This window comes from Nocardia sp. CA-084685, from assembly GCF_050955785.1.
Classification (GTDB): Bacteria; Actinomycetota; Actinomycetes; order Mycobacteriales; family Mycobacteriaceae; genus Nocardia.
In genome coordinates, this window is record NZ_CP192094.1 from 2944561 (window position 1) to 2962143 (window position 17583).

Genomic DNA, 17583 nt, shown 5'->3' on the forward strand with positions numbered 1-17583 from the left:
CGTCGCCTTCGCTCGGCCGAGTGCGAGAGATTCAGCGACGGACTTCGTCCGAGTGCGCCTATTAGGCTCGGGTCGGTGCCATCGCGCCGACCCGAAAGGAGCGCCATGCGGACCGACGACGACAGCTGGGATATCGAATCGAGCGTGGGTGCCACCGCCCTCGGCGTCGCGGCCATGCGCGCGGCCGAATCCCGTCGCCCGGACGCGCTGTTCCACGACCCCTATGCCGAACTGCTGGTGACGGCCGTCGGCTCGGAGTCGTGGACACGCATCGCCCGCGGTGAGGTCGAAGGTCTCGAGGCGGCCGCGACGCGGGCGATGGGCCCGATCATCGGCTCGTTGATCGCGCGCACCTGCTATTTGGACGCTTATTGCCAGGACGCGGCTGCCGACGGCATCGGTCAGTTCGTCATCCTGGCAGCCGGTTTGGATGCCAGGGCCTACCGCCTCGAATGGCCAAGCGGTACAACGATATTCGAACTGGACCTGCCAAAGGTATTGGAGTTCAAAGCTGTAGCGCTCGCGGACGTCGAGCCGGTGGCAGATCGACGCGAGGTGGCGGTGGACCTGCGCCATGATTGGCCGACGGCGATGCGGGAGCACGGATTCGACCCGGCGGTACCGACCGCATGGCTCGTCGAGGGACTGCTGCGCTACCTCCCGGCGGATGCGCAGGAGCGCATGTTCGACAACATCGTGGCGCTGAGCGCTCCGGGCAGTCGCATCGGGATCTACCGCTCGGGACTGTCCGCACCGGACCCGAATGCCATGCGAGAGGTGGAATCCGCGGGAATCGACGTCCGGGTGGACGTCGGCGCCCTGTGGTACTCCGACGAAGGCCGCAGCGATCCGATCGACTGGTTCACCGACCACGATTGGACGGTGACCCGCGCCGACCCGGTCGAGGTACTGCGCAGCCGTGGCCGTGAAGTGTCGGAAGACGCCGTTGCGAAAATGACCACCGACTATTTGTTCATCGCCCGACGACCCGGAGGAGACAGCACACGATGACGCAGAGCGGCAGCACCAACGAAGGGGCGCTCTGGGGCGGACGTTTCGCGTCCGGACCGGCCGCGGCAATGGCCGCGCTGAGCAAGTCGACCCATTTCGACTGGGCGCTGGCTCCCTACGACATTCGCGCGTCGAAGGCACACGCGCGCGTGCTGCACAAAGCGGGACTGCTGTCGGAGAGCGACCTCGCCGCCATGCTGACCGGACTGGATCAGCTTGCGGCGGACGTCAATTCGGGTGCGTTTGCCCCGGCCGAGGCCGATGAGGACGTGCACGGCGCGCTGGAGCGCGGTCTGATCGATCGGGTCGGCGCCGAACTCGGCGGACGACTGCGGGCCGGACGCTCGCGTAATGACCAGGTGGCCACGCTCTTCCGGATGTGGCTGCGCGATGCGGCCCGCCGGATCGCCGCCGGACTTCTCGAAGTGGTCGACGCCCTGGTCGCCCAGGCCGCGGCGCATCCGGATGCGGTAATGCCGGGCAAGACGCATCTGCAGGCCGCGCAGCCGGTGCTGCTCGCGCATCATCTGCTCGCACACGCGCATCCGCTGCTGCGCGATATCGATCGGCTGCGCGACTTCGACAAGCGCGCGGCGGTATCGCCCTACGGTTCCGGCGCGCTGGCCGGTTCCTCGCTCGGACTCGACCCGGAAGCCATTGCGGCCGAATTGGATTTCGATGCCGCGTCGGCGAATTCGATCGATGCCACCTCGGCACGTGATTTCGCGGCCGAGGCGGCGTTCGTGCTCGCCATGATCGGCGTCGATCTGAGCCGGATGGCCGAAGAGGTGATCATCTGGAGCACACCGGAATTCGGCTACATCACCCTCGCCGATGCCTGGTCCACCGGCTCGTCGATCATGCCGCAGAAGAAGAATCCGGACGTCTCCGAACTCACCCGCGGCAAGGCCGGTCGCCTCATCGGCAATCTGACCGGACTACTGGCCACTCTGAAAGCCCAACCGCTGGCCTACAACCGGGATCTGCAGGAGGACAAGGAGCCCCTGTTCGATTCGGTCGCCCAGCTGGAACTGCTGCTCCCGGCCATCGCGGGCCTGGTCTCCACGCTCACCTTCCACACCGAACGCATGGCCGAACTCGCCCCTGCCGGTTTCACCCTCGCCACCGATATTGCCGAATGGCTTGTCCGGCAGGGCGTTCCGTTCCGCGTCGCGCACGAGGCCGCGGGTGCGTGTGTACGCGCCGCGGAGGCGCGCGGCGTCGGCCTGGACGAGCTCACCGACGAGGAATTCGCCACCATCGATCCCGCCCTGACCCCCCAGGTCCGCGAAGTCCTCACCGTGCAGGGCTCGATCGCCTCCCGCAATGCCCGCGGCGGAACCGCAGGCGTCCAAGTAGCAATCCAACTCACCGAGATCCGCAACACCATCACCACCCTCCGCTCCCTGTCCTCCTAACGCGCAGGCCCTCAGCCTCAACGACCAAGATCAAGTGGAGCTGAGGGCGGCATCGCCCGAGAGGCCCACCACCAGTGCCACCTGATCTTGATCCAGGCCCGGGTGCTGGCTCACTTCGGTCGGCGAGTGCCGCGCTGGTTTACGCTGCGCCGATGACCCTGCTGTTGCTGGCGCTGGCCATCGCCTCCGAAATCACCGCGACCGTATCGCTCAAAATCTCCGACGGTTTCACCAAATTGGTGCCCGCGATCATCGTTGTCCTGGGCTACAGTGCGGCCTTCTTCTTCCTGGCCCAGGCTTTGAAGCGCGGTATGCCGATCGGTGTCGCCTATGGCATCTGGTCGGCGGTCGGTGTCGCGGCCATCGCCGTCATCGGTGTCCTTTTCCTCGACGAAAGACTGTCGCTGATCCAGGTCGGTGGCATCGCATTGGTGATTCTCGGTGTCTTGGCTCTGGAACTCGGTGGCGCACATTGACATCCACACGGCGAGATTGTCGGTGGGCGGCTGTTGAATGACGGCTCATGAAGAGAGATTTCGAGGCGGGGAACCTCACTGCGGATCGACCGGCCGACCCGGCGGCAGTGCCCTTCGCGGGCAATGATCCGGCAGAAGCGTTGGCGGCGTACGGGATCGAGTTACCGGCTGCGTCGGTGGTCGAGCGAACGGTGTCGGGGGCATCGGTGTGGGTCGTGTCGATTGAGCCCGGATATCCGGCGGCAGGGCTGTGGGAACAGGTGCGGGAGGTGCATCCGAAGACCGGATTGTGGCCGGTGCTGACCAAAACCGACACCTGGTATCGGACCGGACCCGAGCGCGACTGGGCACAATCGCGTGAGTTGTCGATCCTGGAACTGCTCGCCGAAGCCGATGCGGCGGACTGGCTGCGCGAGCGATACCGCGAGCGGTCGGGCGATGATTACGAGATTCCACGAGGCGGACCGGACTGGACCGAGCTGGATCCGGAACTCTACGACTACGACGGATTCGATTGGGGCGACGTATGGAGTATTCGTGGCGATTGCGATGAATTCGATCAGCTTGCCCTGGTACCCGCCGCGAATTCCTGGCTGGTCCCGTATGAACTGCAATGGTCGGGTGCGCTCAACTACGACCTCGACGGCGCCGACCACGCGTTGATGCTGCGCCGGTGGGCGGCCTCGGAGCGCAGCTGCGAACTCGTCGCATTGGATTCCGACACACTGTGGCTCGCCGTCGCACACGAGCCGGAGCTCACCGAAGACGCCGCGCTCGCGCAGGCCTTGGAGGGGTATCTGTACTGCCCGGACGCGGCCGAACAGGATCGCGATTCACTCGATGAACTCGCCGAATCCATGCTTCGGCAGCTGTGGCGCTTCTGGTGGGACTGATCGGTCTCGTTGCGCCCTGCGCATTTTGCCCAATTCGTCCCATGAGAGGCGGTGGCGAACGTAGCATCGGCCGATGGATCGGACGTTTGCTCAGCTGAGTCGACGCGGGTGACGGTATGGCATCGGAACCGGGCGATATCGTACTCGAGGCCCAGTCGTTGGTGAAACGCTACGGCGTCGTCGAGGCGTTGCGGGGAGCCAACTTTCAGGTGCGCGCCGGTGAGGTCGTCGCATTGATCGGCGACAACGGCGCGGGCAAATCCACGTTGGTGAAATGCCTTTCCGGGGCCGAACAACCGGATTCGGGGACCATCCTGCTCGACGGTTCGGAAACGGTATTGAGCACGCCGACCGCCGCACGCAAACTCGGCGTCGAAACCGTGTACCAGGACCTCGCCGTCGCACCCGATCTGGACCCGGCCGCCAACCTGTTCCTCGGCCGGGAACTGGTTCGCCGCGGGTTGGCGGGCAGGTTCGGCATGCTCGACAAGCGGGCGATGCGAACCCAAGCCGTCGAACACTTCCGACGCCTCGGCGTCACACTGCAGAGCACCGATGTGCCGATCGGCGCACTGTCGGGCGGACAGCGCCAGAGTGTGGCTGTGGCGCGCGCGGTGTTGTGGGCGAGCAAGGTCGTCTTCATGGATGAACCGACCGCGGCCCTCGGCGTTGTGCAGCGCGAGCGAGTGCTCGAGGTGATTCGCAATGTGCGCGACCAAGGCATTGCCGTCGTGCTGATCAGCCACAATATGCCCGAGGTGCTGGCGGTGGCCGACCGGATCGAGGTGCTGCGCCTCGGCAAGCGGGTGGCCCGGTTCGTCGCCGCTGATGCGACGCTGGAGCAATTGGTCGGCGCGATGACCGGAGCGCTGTCACATGAGGACGCCGCATGACGAAAGCAGAGCCGAATGGCGGCACCGATCTGCCGGAACGCACTGTACTGCAACGTATTCTCGGTGCGAGCACGCTGTGGATCGGTGTGGTGCTCGTCGCACTGTGCGTCGTCTTCAGCGTTGTCCGCCCCGACGCATTCCCCACCCGTTTCACCCTGCAGACCCTGCTGATCGAAACCTCGGTGCTGCTGGTGCTCTCGGTCGGCATGACCTTCGTGATCATCACCTCCGGCATCGACCTGTCGGTCGGCATGGTGCTGATCTTCGCTGGCGTGCTCGGCGCCAAAACCATGGAATGGCTGAGTCCCGACGAGAACGCGACCGGCGCGGGCTGGGGGATTATCGGCCTCGGTCTCCTGATTTCCATTGCGGGCGGCGGTATCTGGGGCCTACTCAATGGCCTTCTGGTGGCGAAGGCCAGGATTCCGCCGCTGATCGTCACACTCGGCTCATTCGGTGCGGCACTCGGTGCGGCACAATTGATCACCGGCGGTGTCGACACCAGAACCGTGCCCGACAAGCTGCGCAACTCGTTGGGTTTCGGGACGTCACTGGGCGGCGTACCGAATCTGGTGCTGGTCGCTGCGGCGGTGACGGTGCTCGCCGCCTGGGTGCTGCACACCACCCGATTCGGCCGCTACACCTACGCGATCGGCTCCAACGAGGAGGCCGCGCGGCGCTCGGGCATCGCGGTCACCCGCCATCTCGTGCTGGTTTATCTGATGACCGGACTGCTCGCCGGTCTGGCTGGATTCATGAATCTTGCCTACTTCGGCACCACCACCATCGGCGGACACGGCACCGACAATTTGGATGCCATCGCGGGCGTAGTCATCGGCGGGACAAGCCTTTTCGGCGGGATCGGCACCATTGTCGGCACGGTCATCGGCGTCTTCATTCCCTCGGTGCTGCGCAAGGGTTTCGTCATCGCGGGGGTGCCGGTGTTCTGGCAGCCGATCGCGGTGAGTGCGGTGCTGGTCGGGGCGGTGTGGTTCGACCAACTGCGCCGCCGGGCCAGGGACCGCAAGTAGAGAGGTAAGCAGTTACAACACTGCGCGATAAGAAAGTAAGGCGGAGGTAGCCAAATGAGGGTGGCGAAGCGGACCGCGGTGGTGATCGGCGCGATGGCGGCGGTCGGCACGCTGGTGGTGGGATGTGGTGGCTCGGTGAATAATTCCGGCGGCACGGATGCCAAGAAATTGGTGCTGATTCCGGGTGTCGCCGACGAACCGTTCTACATTTCCATGCAGTGTGGCGCCCAGGACGAGGCGAGCAAACTCGGCTACAAACTGGAGACGCAGGCACCGACCAAATTCGATGCGGGCGCCCAGACTCCGGTGCTGACCGGTGTGGTGGCCAATAAACCAGGCGGCATCCTGATCGCCCCGACCCATGCGCAGGCGATGGCGAATCCGATCAAACAGGCCAAGGATGCCGGGATCACAATCATCGAGGTCGATACCGCACTGGACGACACCTCGATCGCGCTGTCGTCGATCGCATCCGATAACAAGAAGGGCGGCGAACTCGCGGCGCAGACACTCGCCAAGCTCATCGGCGACAAGGGTCCCGTACTGGTGATCAACACCAAGGCCGGAACCTCCACCACCGACGCCCGGGCACAGGGCTTCGTAGACGCGGTCAAGGCATACCCGGGAATCACCTCACTCGGTGTGCAGTACAACAATAATGAAGCGGCACAGGCGGCTTCGATCGTCACCGCGACGCTGGCCGCCCATCCAGACCTCGCCGGCATCTTCGCGACCAACCTGAGTTCGGCAGAAGGCGCGGCCACCGGACTGCGCAATGCCAATAAGCTCGGCCAGGTCAAATTGGTCGGCTTCGACGCGAGTCCGAAACAGGTCGAGGATCTGAAAGCCGGTACCGTACAGGCGCTTATCGCCCAGGACCCGGCCGGGATCGGCGCGAAGGGTGTCGACGAGGCCGCCGCCGCGCTGGAGGGCAAGCCGGTGACCCGCAATATCCAGACCGATATGGTGGCCATCACCCAGGCCGATATGGATGCCAACTCGAAGTATTTCTACAAGCGGAAGTGCTGACGGAGTCGAGGTCGGTTCCGAGCCCGCTCGGAACCGACTAATCCTCCACGCGCACGGCGTACCCTGAATTCTCCAGCGCGGCAAGCACATCGTCGCGGTGCACAGGGCCGCGGGTCTCCAACGTCAGCGATACCTCGACCTCGTCGACCGCGAGCCACCCGCCGGTCCTCGAGTGCACCACATCCACCACGCTCGCCCCGGTCTTCCCGACTACAGCGAGCAATCCGCTCAACGCGCCGGGACGATCCGAAATGGTCACGCGCACAGCCAGATACCGCCCAGCCGCACCCAGACCGTGACCGATGATCCTGGTCAGCATCATCGGATCGATATTGCCGCCGGACAGGATCGCGCACACCGGCCCCCGCAATCCGAGTTCGGTTGGCTCGCAACTCATCAGAGCCGCCACCGCGGCGGCACCGGCGGGCTCGACGATCAACTTCGCACGTTCCAGACATAGCAGCAGTGCCTTGGACAGCGCATCCTCATCCACCGTCACTACCGCGGGCACGTGCGCCGCGACGTGCGCGAACGGCACCTCACCCGGCAGCCCGACCGCAATACCGTCGGCCATGGTCGACATCCGTGCCACCCGCACCGGCTTGCCCGCCGCCAGAGAATCCGGCCAGGCCGCGGCTTCCGCGGCCTGCACCCCGACTACCCGCACGTGCGGTGCGACATGGTGTAGGGCGATGGCGACACCGGCGAGCAGTCCGCCGCCGCCGGTCGGCACGATCACCGTCCCGACCTCGGGCATCTGCTCGATGATCTCCAGTGCCACCGTCGCCTGCCCGGCGACGATATCGGCGTGATCGAAGGGATGGATCAGCGTCGCACCGGTGCGTTCGGCGAAATCCAGTGCGGCATCCAGCGAGTCGTCGATGGTCTCACCGACCTGGCGTACCTCGGCCCCATACGCCTTGGTGGCCACCAACTTCGGCAGCGAAGCCCCCACCGGCATGAACACCGTCGAGCGAATCCCGAGCGAGGCCGCGGCCCAAGCCACTCCCTGCGCGTGGTTGCCCGCACTGGCCGCGACCACACCGCGCGCTCGATCTTCCGCCGGGAGGTTCGCGATCCGGAAATAGGCCCCGCGTGGCTTGAACGAGCCGGTGCGCTGCAGGTTCTCGCACTTCAGCCGCACCTCGGTTCCGGCACGCTCTGACAACACCCGCGACGCGACCACCGGCGTCCGCCGAATCACCGGCGCCAATGCCGCCGCGGCCGCCTCGATCCGCTCCAATCCCAGCAACTCCATGCGCCCATGCTGCCAGCCCGTGGCACGAATGCGCGGCGACATGGTCGGGAATCATCCGATGATTTCCGCGCCTATCCGGCCTTCGCGATATTGTGCGCGATGGCACCGAGCCGCGCCAGCCGCGCGTCGCCCAGGGGCGTCAGCTTTCCACCGAGCCGATTGGTCACGAAAGCCAGCGACATACTGGTCGCCGGATCAGCGAACGCTCCCGAGCCACCGAGGCCGAAATGACCGAACGCGGAGACCGGTTCGGCCTTCGACGGCTTCATCGGCACACCGTGATAGCCCAGCGCCCACGGAATGCGAAACGCCAGAACGTAATCGGGTGTGAAGACCTGGCGTTGGGTGATCTGCTCGATAGTTTCCGGCCGGAGCAACTGGAAGTCCCCGAGTCGGCCACCGGTCGCGAGCGCGCTGTACATCCTCGCCAGGGCACGCGCCGAGAAGACTCCGTTGACGCCCGGAATTACCGAATCATGCAGGCGCGGGTCGGAAACCATATCGGCGAACCCGCGCGGAGTGGTTTCCGCGGCCGCCGCGAAACGAGTCCGACCCATGAGCCGCGCACTATTCTCCCAACTCATCCCCGCAACGGTGAGCCTAGGAAAGTTGGTGGCAATGCGACCACGCTCGGATTCCGGCACCTTGAACCAGAGCTCTTCCGCCGCAAGCGGTTCCGCGATTTCGGCACGCAATAGCTCGGTGAAGTCCGAACCGGAGACCCGTCGGATGAGCTCGGCGACCAGGTGTCCGAAGGAGATCCCGTGATAGCCGCTGGTCACCAGGTGACGCGGATCCGGGGAGCAGGCCGCGAGTGCGGCGGTGACCTCGGTATCGTCGAAGAAGCCGGTCACCGGCCCTGGCAGCAGATCACGCAAACGATGCAGACCCGCCCGATGGGTGAGCATTTCCCGCACCGTAATGCGTTCTTTGCCCGCCGCCGCGAATTCGGGCCAGTAGGTGGCGACCGGCTCGTCGTAATCGAATAGTCCGCGCTCGGCCAATCGGTGCGCCAGCGTCGAGACCACGCCTTTTCCGGTGGAATAGGCCATGGCCACGGTGTCGGCGGACCACGGCACGCCAGGATGCGCGAATCCGGCCCACACGTCCACCACCGGTTCGCCGTGCTGATAGACCACGAGCGACCCGCCGCCATCGCTCGCCCGGCGGAACAGCCTGTCGAATTCGGCGACCAGGCGCACATAGCGACGATCCACCGACTGTGTTGCCGTAAGTGTCATCGGTTTACCTCTGTCGTTAGACCAACCAACAGCATCGCATGTCGGCGATGTCGACCATCGAGGTGCCGAAATTCCCACCGTGCGACCGGTCGGTTCGGTGAACTTTTCCTGCTCGTCACATCCGTGACCCAGATCGCAACACGGCTCGCATAGCGTGTCCGCATGCCCCCGAGACGACGATCGGCGCTACTGGCCAGGTTGGTTGTCGACGAACCAGGCCGACCGCAGGTGATCCTCGGCGAACTGCGCCGGGTGATTCTGGACGGCGCCGTGCCGCCGTGCACCGTGATCCCGCTGCGCGAGGTCGCCGAATTATTCGGTGTCAGCCATATTCCCGTGCGTGAGGCGCTCAAGACATTGATCGGGGAGGGCCTGGTCACCCATCGGCCGCACGGCGGCTACGCGGTCGCTCAGTTGACCTCCAACGAGTTGCGCGAAATGTATATCGCGCGGGAAACCCTGGAAACCGCCTCGCTCGCGGCCGCGGCGCGCAATGCCACCGACGCCGACCGTGCTCGTCTACTAGAGGTGAATTCGCTACTGGAACAGGCGATTCGGGATGACGACCCGGTCGCGTATCACCGCCAGTCACGCCATTTCCACGTGGCCTTGACCAAGCCGTCGAGGATGTTTCGGCTGCTGCACATGCTCGAATCGGCGTGGAATGTCACCGAGCCGGTGCAATCCATGGTGCATATCGGCCGCGCTGATCGGGTGCGCCTGCACACCGATCACGCGCTGATGCTCGATGCGTTCATGGCCCGGGATGTGGATCGCCTCCTGCTGATAGCGGAGCAGCATCACCGCAGGCTGGAGTCGGTAATCGCGACATTGCCGACCGATACCGGACTGCTCGCGCCGGAAGATATATCGATCGCGCAATAGCCGGGCAATAACTGCGCAATGGTGGGGCAATGCGTGGTTCTTACCGTCGTTTCGATCACACCGCTACCGACTGCTTGCAGGTCGGTCGAAATAGCACAGCCACCCTCGGATGGGAAACACCATGACCGAAACGCTCACGACCGCTGCCCCGACTGCGCCCGCCTATGACCCACGGCTGACGAATGCGGATCTGGCCCCGCTGCGCAAGCAGACCTGGGGTTCCTACAACATATTCGCGTTCTGGATGTCGGACGTGCACAGCGTCGGTGGCTATGTCACCGCGGGAAGTCTGTTCGCACTCGGACTAGCCAGCTGGCAGGTACTCGCGGCGCTGCTGATCGGCATTACCATCGTCTATTTCTTCTGCAATCTGGTCGCAAAACCGAGCCAGGTGACCGGGGTGCCCTATCCCGTCATGTGCCGCAGCGCATTCGGGGTGCTCGGCGCGAATATCCCGGCGATCATCCGTGGCCTGATCGCCGTCGCCTGGTACGGGATTCAGACCTTTCTCGCCTCGGCGGCGCTGGATGTCGTACTGGTGAAACTGTTTCCGAGCCTGGCCCCGTATGCGGTCGTCGACGACTATGGGTTCCTCGGTCTCTCACTGCTCGGATGGGGCAGTTATCTATTGCTGTGGGTGGTGCAGGCCTGCGTGTTCTGGCGGGGGATGGAATCGATTCGCAAGTTCATCGACTTCTGCGGTCCCGCTGTATATGTCGTGATGTTGCTGCTGTGTGGCTATCTGGTCGCCAAGGCGGGCTGGGGCGCCATCGATCTGAAGCTCGGTGAGGTGAAGTACACCGGATGGTCCTCGGTGCCGGTCATGCTCGGCGCGATCGCGCTGGTGGTCTCCTATTTCTCCGGTCCAATGCTGAACTTCGGCGACTTCTCCCGCTATGGAAAGAGTTTCGCGGCGGTGCGGCGCGGCAATCTGCTCGGGCTCCCGGTCAACTTCCTGCTCTTCTCGCTGCTGGTGGTGATCACGGCATCGCTGACGGTCCCGGTCTACGGCGAGCTGATCACCGATCCCGTTGCGACGGTGGCACGTATCGACAGCACCTTCGCGATCGTCCTGGGCGCGTTGACCTTCACCATCGCCACCATCGGCATCAATATCGTCGCCAACTTCATCTCACCGGCCTTCGACTTCTCGCATGTCAGCCCGCAGCGGATCAGCTGGCGCGCGGGCGGCATGATCGCCGCGGTCGGCTCGGTCCTGATCACGCCGTGGAATCTCTACAACAATCCGGAGGTCATCCACTACACCCTGGAAGTACTCGGCGCATTCATCGGTCCGCTGTTCGGTGTCCTCATCGCCGACTACTACCTGGTGCGCAGACAGCGGGTCGACGTCGACGACTTGTTCACCCTGTCACCGACCGGAACCTATTGGTACAGCAAGGGTTACAACCCGGCGGCCGTCCTCGCCACCGCCGTCGGCGCGATCGTAGCGGTGATCCCCGTGCTCGCGAAGGACGTCACCGGCATGTACACCGCCGCGCAGTACAGCTGGTTTATCGGCTGCGGCCTCGGCTTCCTCGTCTACCTGCTGGTCACCCGAACCCGGTTGGCCGTGAAGGGAGTTATCGCCTGATGCGCATCCGGGTCGTCAACCCGAATACCACCCGGGCGATGACCGACACGATCGAGCGGTGTGCCGAGGCCGTCGTGGGTCCAGGCACACTGCTCGACGCGGTCACCGCCGAGATGGGACCCGCGTCGATCGAGAGTCACTACGACGAAGCCCTCAGCGTCCCAGGCATTCTCGATGCCATCCGGCGCGGCGAACAGGAGGGTATCGACGGCTACGTGATCGCCTGCTTCGGCGATCCGGGTTTGGATGCGGCGAGAGAACTGGCACGCGGCCCGGTAATCGGCATCGCGGAGGCGGCAATGCGCACCGCGAGTCACCTCGGCGGCGGCTTCAGCATCGTCACGACGCTGAGCCGCACCATCGGCCGCGCCGACGAACTAGTGTATCGCTATGGCATGCAACGCTTTTGCCGTGGCATCCACGCCTGCGAGATCCCGGTGCTCGCACTGGAAGATCCGGATGCCCGCAAAATCATCACCGCGGCCTGCGGCGCCGCAATCGACGCCGACGCATCCGATGCGATCGTTCTCGGTTGCGCGGGCATGGCCGAACTGTGCGATCACATTCGCGACGAGGTCGGCGTACCGGTTATCGACGGCGTCGCCGCGGCCACCCTCACCGTGCAGTCGCTGATCACCCTAGGCCTACGCAAATCGGGTAGGGGAGAGTTCGCTACGCCACCGCTGAAGTCATACCGCGGTCTGCTGCGCTCGTTCGGCTCGAATCCCTGAGCTATCAGGCGGCGACTGCGGTGGTCAGGGTCTGCATGGCGGCATCGAGATCATCGACATCGACGACGAGGCGGGTGAACCCGGGACCTGCGAGGTCGATGAGAATGGCTTGGCCGTCGAATCTGGTGTCCCAGAATTCTTTTCGTCCCTTGCCACGGTAGGTGCCCGCCGCGATCACGCCGGGAAAGAAGGTGCCCGGTGCGCGGACCCACGGCGGGCGCAGGTCGACCGGGGCGGGGGTGACACCTTTGACATCGGCTAGATCGAAGGTCACGTGCTCGCGTAGGGCCAGCAGTCGGTGCCCGCCGAGCACATGAACCGTCACCTTATCGTCTGTGACTTCGACTTCGACCATCGTGCACCTCGCTGATTCAGGACCTCGTATGCAATCCAGGATCCGAGTCGGTCCTGTTCGCACCCTGTGTCGTTCCTGTGATTTCTCGAAGGCTTTGCCCGGTGTTACAAGTGGCGCATGTCGGCACCGAAATACATTCTGAAACGTAGATATGCGCATCAAAGAATGTGGCTGAATCTGGGTGTCAGCCCGCACATGCCCCCGAACCGAAAACCAGCAAGGAGGGGACTCTCGCTGCTCACGCTCGAGGGTTTCCACTGGGCTACTGCCTGCGAGTCAATCGAATCGGTCAGTTGCGAAAGACACAGCCAGCCGACTTGTCGATCCATTCGAGGCCGCCCGCGGACTCGGCCGAGCTAGCCACGCGGACTACCTCGGCCTACGGTCCAGCATCGGGTCGGGGGACGACCTTCAGATGACCCGACCCGCTTCTTCCGCGATATCGAGCACACCGAGCAACCACGGCGTATAGCTACCCGGATCGTCGGCGATCGCATCCCGCAGCGCCTCCGGTTGGATCCAGGCGTAGTCGGCGACCTCCGCCGGATCCGGGCGTGGCGCCGCGGACCGTAGGAACTCGGCATTGAGCCGTCCGATGAGCACATGATCCCATTCGTGCTCCACCCGGCCGGTCGCGGAATCCTGCGCGTGATACCGGAAAACGCCGACCTCGGTCAGCGCGGTGGCCAACCCCAACTCCTCGGCCAACCGGACCGCCGCGGCCGCCGCCACCGGCTCGCCCGGCGCAGGATGACCGCAGGCGGTATTGGCCCAGAGCAGCGGAAACCGCGTTTTCACCGGGGCACGCTGCTGCAACAGCACCCGACCCGCATCGTCGAACAGCAACACCGAGAACGCGCGGTGCAGCAGCCCAGGCGCGGTATGCGCCTGCGCTACCGGGCACACACCGACCGCGTGCCCGGCCTCGTCCACGAGCTCGACGGGCAAGGCTTCGCGGTCGATGATGGGTTTGGCCAGTACTTCGGTCACCGCCCCACCTTATCCGCGGCAATGAGCAAGTATTGGAAGCTGCCCTCCTTGTAGGCGGTCAGGAATGGCTTCTCCACGCCGGTCGCCAGCTCGGATTCGGTGCGCAGCTCCCAGTACGGGATCGTGGCGGCGGTCAGATCGATCACATTGACCGGCACCAGATTGTGGTTGGCCAAGGCCCGGAAGTACTCGCTGCGCGGATGGATCATGCAGCCGTAATGGGCGTCGATCCAGCTGACCGAGGCCGAGCGTCCGCCGTTGACATCATTCGAGCAGCCGGTGATGCAGACATAGCGGCCGCCGGGCTCGAGCAGCCTGGAGAACTCCTCGAACAACTCGCCGAGGTCGACATACATGGTGGTCTCGTTGGTCCAGATGCCGCGCATGGACCCGCTGTCGAAACCGGTATCGAGCATATTCCGGAAATGGAAGCGCACCTTGTCCGCGACACCACGATGGGCGGCCTGATCATTGGCGAAGCCGACCTGATATTCGGAAATGGTGACACCGTCGACCTGACAGCCGAAACGCTGATTGGCCATAAAACTCGTACCACCGCGTCCGGACCCACCGTCCATCAGCCGATCGCCCGGCCGGATATCGCCGAGGTGGTCCAGCAGCAGCGAGGCCTGCGCGGTTTCGAGACGGTGTAGTTCCTTGACAAGCCGTTCTTCACGGGAATCCGCCGGTCCGGCCAGCGCCGCCTGATCGGGTTCGCCGATGCCGTAGTGGTGGTGGAACAGCCCGTCGACCTCACCGAGTTTGGTATTGACCCGGTCGTCGTTCGGGTTGTTGTTCCAGTACTCTGCAACGGCCTTTTGGTAGCTGGTGCGCAGGACGGACCCGGTGTCGGGGTTGAGCATGGTCATGCCTGATCATCCTCTCGTGTTGCGGTACTACTGATTTCGTTGCGGTACTGGCTAATTCGACTCGTTGTAGCGCCTGCTCGCGGCATGCCAGGCGCGGTTGCCGCCCATCCATGCCCAGAGCCCGCCGAGGAATCGGCGCAGTTCGGCCGATCCGGTGGCGGCCAGTGGACCGGGCTCCTGTTCGAATCGGTGCACCAACTCGTCGTGCACGATGGCGGTGCGCAGTACCGCCTCGCGTCGGGAGCAGCGCTCCTCGGCGGCCAAGACGGTCGGCAGATTGAATTCCTTACCGTCCGAACGGTCTTCGCGCGCCATCGAATACAGGTCGTTCACCATCTGACTGGCGAGTGCGGCCGTGGTGACGTCCCGGCGCACCCGCGGATCGGCGTACTCGGTGGACTGTACAGCGGTGGAATCGGTGCCGCGGTGTCGTGCAGGTAGGCGGAGGCGGTGCCTAATCCGGTGGGGCCGAATAGGATTCGACTCCAGCGGGATTCCGGCTCGGTTGCTGTCGGCGCGGCCCCCTGCGCCGCGCCGACAGCCATCGATGTGGCGTTCAACGCCACCGGTGGCGGCTGGAGACCAGCCGCCCGGATAGTAGGTGTGCGTGCGGAGTCGGGTACCTCAGTAGTAGGTAATCCCGCTTGGGTGGCGGTGGACGTCGGAAGTAGGAGTGCAGCCGCGCCCAGGCCGCTGGGTCCGAGCAGGCTGCGCGGAACCAGCGCCTCAGGGTGGGTAGGTCGATCCCGTTCTGGCGAATCAGCTGACACCACCTGGGTTTCGGATGATTCGGGTATTGCAGTGCATTTGGGTAATTCCGTACTTTCCGGTATATCGGTGTTTTCAGGTGGAGCCGAGGTTTCCGGTTCCGAAACCTCCAGCCGGAGCGTCGGTGGAGCGGTGGTGTCGAGGTTGGACAGCAGTGCCGCGACAGCGGCGGTCACCTCGTGGGTGGCCGGTGGTGCCACGGCGCGCGAGAGCACCGACATCGGTCATCACCCCGGTCAGTCGGCCTGCCGGGCGACCTGGACGTTGTCGAGAACGCCCAGCGCGTCCGGCACCAGCACGGCCGCCGAGTAGTAGCAGCTGACCAGGTAGGAGATGATCGACTGATCGTCGATGCCCTTGAAGCGGACGTTCAGGCTCGGCTCGTACTCGTCCGGGATTCCGGTCTGGTGCAGGCCGATGACGCCCTGATCCTTCTCGCCGGTGCGCATGGCCAGAATCGAGGTGGTCTGGGTTTCGCTGACCGGGATCTTGCTGCACGGGTAGATCGGGACGCCGCGCCAGGCGAACACGCGGTGCCCGTCCACCTCGACCGGATCCGGATACAGGCCGCGCTTACTACATTCACGACCGAAGGCGGCGATCGCCTTCGGATGTGCCAGAAACAGTTTCGTGCTGCGTCGCATGCTCAGCAGCTCATCCATATCGTCCGGTGTCGGTGCGCCGGACTCGCTGTAGATGCGCTGCTTCAGATCGCAATTGTGCAGCAATCCGAAATCGGGATTGTTGACGAGATCGTTCTCGCGCCGCTCGTAGAGCGCCTCGATAGTGAGCCGGAGTTGCTGTTCGACCTGGTTCATCGGATCGTTGAACAGGTCGGCGACGCGGGTGTGCACCCGCAGGACACTCTGGGCCAGGCTCAGCTCGTATTCCCGTGGGGCAGCGTCGAGGTCGACGAATGTGCCGGTCAGCAACGGCTCACCGAAGTGGCCCGAGGAGATCTCGATATTCGCCTCGCCCTTGGTATTTTGCGGGCGTGCCGGAGCGTCGGCGAAACGGGACAATTGCTCACGCAGCGCCGGGGTATTCTCGAGTACTTCCTCGAGCGTTTGTCGGGACAGCACCAGCATGGTGGTCTGGGTGACGGTTTTGACGGTCACCGGCCAAATTCCGGACCCATCGATAAGGGTTTCATCGCCGAAGAAATCGCCGCCGCCCAGCATGCCGAGCTTGGTTTGCTCGCCGAATTCGCCGGTGCCGATCTTGCTGAGTTTGCCATGCACGATCAGCATGACCTGATTCATCGGATTGCCGAATTCGGCGACCACTGTACCGGGTTCGAGGTCGCGCTGCTCGAAACGCTGAGCCAGGGTCCGCAGCACCTCTTCGTCGTCGAAGTCTCGCAATTGCGGAAGTTCGGTGAGTTCCATCGGGATCACTCTGGCGTGCGAGCCGTCGATGACGAACTCGACCTCACCGTTGCCGACGGTATGGGTCAGGCGTCGGTTCACACGATAGATACCACCGTTGACCTGCGTCCACGGCAGCGCGCGAGTGAGCCAGCGCGAGGTGATGCCCTGCATCTGCGGCTCGGATTTGGTGGTGTGCGCGAGCTGATGGGCGGCACCGGTGCTGAGGCTCTTGCGCCCGTTGGTTTCTGTTTGGACTGGCATTTCGATGGTCATGCGTGGTCCTCACCTGAGATGGTCACCGAGACGGTCGATTGTGCTGTACTGGAGGTCGCTCGTTTTCGAAATCGGAGGTGGTGCACAACAATTCGACAGGCTGCAGCCTGTTGGGGGTGTGGCGGCATGGTTGCCGGGAGAAATGACCGACCGAGGGCATGCGAACGGTAACCGACTCTCCCGTGCGAATTGGCTTACGCGACATTGCGTTCCGAACGGCATCGATCCTAAACCGCGAAAGATGCTGTGCGCACACGAATCTCGAAGATGAAGCCACGAGAATGCTGGTATGTTTTTCGGATGGTTACGACATGGGCTCGATGTGGATAACTGCCGATAACGACCCGGATGAAACCGTGCGGACCGGGCAAGGCTGTACGGTCGGTATCTTTTGCGCACCGCCGCCGCGAACATCCCGCATCGTCGGTCTGGAACCTGGCATGGAACCCGTCACAGCCGACCCATAATGGATACACGGTGTGGGAAGCTCGTCTGAGC

General features: G+C 64.2%; 17 protein-coding genes. 10 read left to right on the forward strand and 7 right to left on the reverse strand.

Features of this window, described 5'->3' with window-relative positions; all coding sequences use genetic code 11:
- Window positions 1–105: 105 nt before the first annotated feature.
- The 7 genes from ACQP2U_RS13300 (at window position 106) to ACQP2U_RS13330 (ending at window position 6751) form a co-directional block, all read left to right on the forward strand.
- A complete protein-coding gene (locus ACQP2U_RS13300; protein ID WP_433714927.1) occupies window positions 106–1011 on the forward strand; it encodes an SAM-dependent methyltransferase in 906 nt (301 codons plus the stop codon).
- On the forward strand, window positions 1008–2429 hold the full coding sequence (argH, locus tag ACQP2U_RS13305) for an argininosuccinate lyase (protein WP_433714928.1): 1422 nt from the start codon (window positions 1008–1010) through the stop codon (window positions 2427–2429). The genes ACQP2U_RS13300 and argH overlap by 4 nt, the downstream gene beginning before the upstream one ends.
- A gap of 152 nt (window positions 2430–2581) precedes the next feature.
- Complete coding sequence (locus ACQP2U_RS13310) at window positions 2582–2905, forward strand: DMT family transporter (RefSeq protein ID WP_433714929.1); 324 nt, start codon at window positions 2582–2584, stop codon at window positions 2903–2905.
- Between the two features lie 47 nt (window positions 2906–2952).
- A complete protein-coding gene (locus ACQP2U_RS13315; RefSeq protein ID WP_433714930.1) occupies window positions 2953–3798 on the forward strand; it encodes a DUF4253 domain-containing protein in 846 nt (281 codons plus the stop codon).
- Window positions 3799–3914: 116 nt separating this feature from the next.
- Window positions 3915–4691: an ATP-binding cassette domain-containing protein gene (locus tag ACQP2U_RS13320; RefSeq protein WP_433714931.1), complete on the forward strand. Its 777-nt coding sequence runs from the start codon at window positions 3915–3917 to the stop codon at window positions 4689–4691.
- On the forward strand, window positions 4688–5722 hold the full coding sequence (locus ACQP2U_RS13325) for an ABC transporter permease (protein WP_433714932.1): 1035 nt from the start codon (window positions 4688–4690) through the stop codon (window positions 5720–5722). The genes ACQP2U_RS13320 and ACQP2U_RS13325 overlap by 4 nt, the downstream gene beginning before the upstream one ends.
- Window positions 5723–5776: 54 nt before the next feature.
- Window positions 5777–6751 carry an ABC transporter substrate-binding protein gene (locus tag ACQP2U_RS13330; protein WP_397036891.1) on the forward strand — a complete coding sequence of 325 codons (975 nt, stop codon included), beginning with the start codon at window positions 5777–5779 and terminating at the stop codon, window positions 6749–6751.
- A gap of 37 nt (window positions 6752–6788) precedes the next feature.
- On the opposite strand, the gene ilvA is transcribed toward ACQP2U_RS13330, so the two are convergent.
- Window positions 6789–8009, reverse strand: a complete 1221-nt coding sequence (gene ilvA / locus ACQP2U_RS13335; protein WP_433714933.1) for a threonine ammonia-lyase — start codon at window positions 8007–8009, stop codon at window positions 6789–6791.
- 71 nt (window positions 8010–8080) lie between these two features.
- The gene (locus tag ACQP2U_RS13340) at window positions 8081–9250 is read right to left on the reverse strand and encodes a serine hydrolase domain-containing protein (protein ID WP_433714934.1); all 1170 of its coding nucleotides are present in this window, start codon (window positions 9248–9250) and stop codon (window positions 8081–8083) included.
- 162 nt (window positions 9251–9412) lie between these two features.
- On the opposite strand from ACQP2U_RS13340, the gene ACQP2U_RS13345 reads away from it, so the two are divergent.
- The 3 genes from ACQP2U_RS13345 (at window position 9413) to ACQP2U_RS13355 (ending at window position 12460) form a co-directional block, all read left to right on the forward strand.
- On the forward strand, window positions 9413–10135 hold the full coding sequence (locus ACQP2U_RS13345; RefSeq protein ID WP_433714935.1) for a GntR family transcriptional regulator: 723 nt from the start codon (window positions 9413–9415) through the stop codon (window positions 10133–10135).
- Window positions 10136–10256: 121 nt separating this feature from the next.
- Window positions 10257–11729 (forward strand): NCS1 family nucleobase:cation symporter-1, encoded by a 1473-nt coding sequence (locus ACQP2U_RS13350; protein WP_433714936.1) that lies wholly within the window; start codon window positions 10257–10259, stop codon window positions 11727–11729.
- Window positions 11729–12460, forward strand: a complete 732-nt coding sequence (locus tag ACQP2U_RS13355; protein ID WP_433714937.1) for an aspartate/glutamate racemase family protein — start codon at window positions 11729–11731, stop codon at window positions 12458–12460. The genes ACQP2U_RS13350 and ACQP2U_RS13355 overlap by 1 nt, the downstream gene beginning before the upstream one ends.
- Before the next feature lie 4 nt (window positions 12461–12464).
- Here ACQP2U_RS13355 and ACQP2U_RS13360 read toward each other — a convergent pair whose 3' ends face one another.
- The 5 genes from ACQP2U_RS13360 to ACQP2U_RS13380 form a co-directional block, all read right to left on the reverse strand.
- Window positions 12465–12815: a hypothetical protein gene (locus ACQP2U_RS13360; protein ID WP_397036901.1), complete on the reverse strand. Its 351-nt coding sequence runs from the start codon at window positions 12813–12815 to the stop codon at window positions 12465–12467.
- Between the two features lie 411 nt (window positions 12816–13226).
- On the reverse strand, window positions 13227–13805 hold the full coding sequence (gene idi / locus ACQP2U_RS13365) for an isopentenyl-diphosphate Delta-isomerase (RefSeq protein WP_433714938.1): 579 nt from the start codon (window positions 13803–13805) through the stop codon (window positions 13227–13229).
- A complete protein-coding gene (locus tag ACQP2U_RS13370) occupies window positions 13802–14674 on the reverse strand; it encodes a geranyl diphosphate 2-C-methyltransferase (RefSeq protein ID WP_433714939.1) in 873 nt (290 codons plus the stop codon). The genes idi and ACQP2U_RS13370 overlap by 4 nt, the downstream gene beginning before the upstream one ends.
- A gap of 51 nt (window positions 14675–14725) precedes the next feature.
- Entirely contained in the window at window positions 14726–15223 is a 498-nt protein-coding gene (locus tag ACQP2U_RS13375) for a terpene synthase family protein (protein ID WP_433716451.1), read from the reverse strand.
- A 455-nt stretch (window positions 15224–15678) separates the two neighbouring features.
- Complete coding sequence (locus tag ACQP2U_RS13380) at window positions 15679–17085, reverse strand: family 2B encapsulin nanocompartment shell protein (RefSeq protein WP_433714940.1); 1407 nt, start codon at window positions 17083–17085, stop codon at window positions 15679–15681.
- Window positions 17086–17583 lie beyond the last annotated feature (498 nt).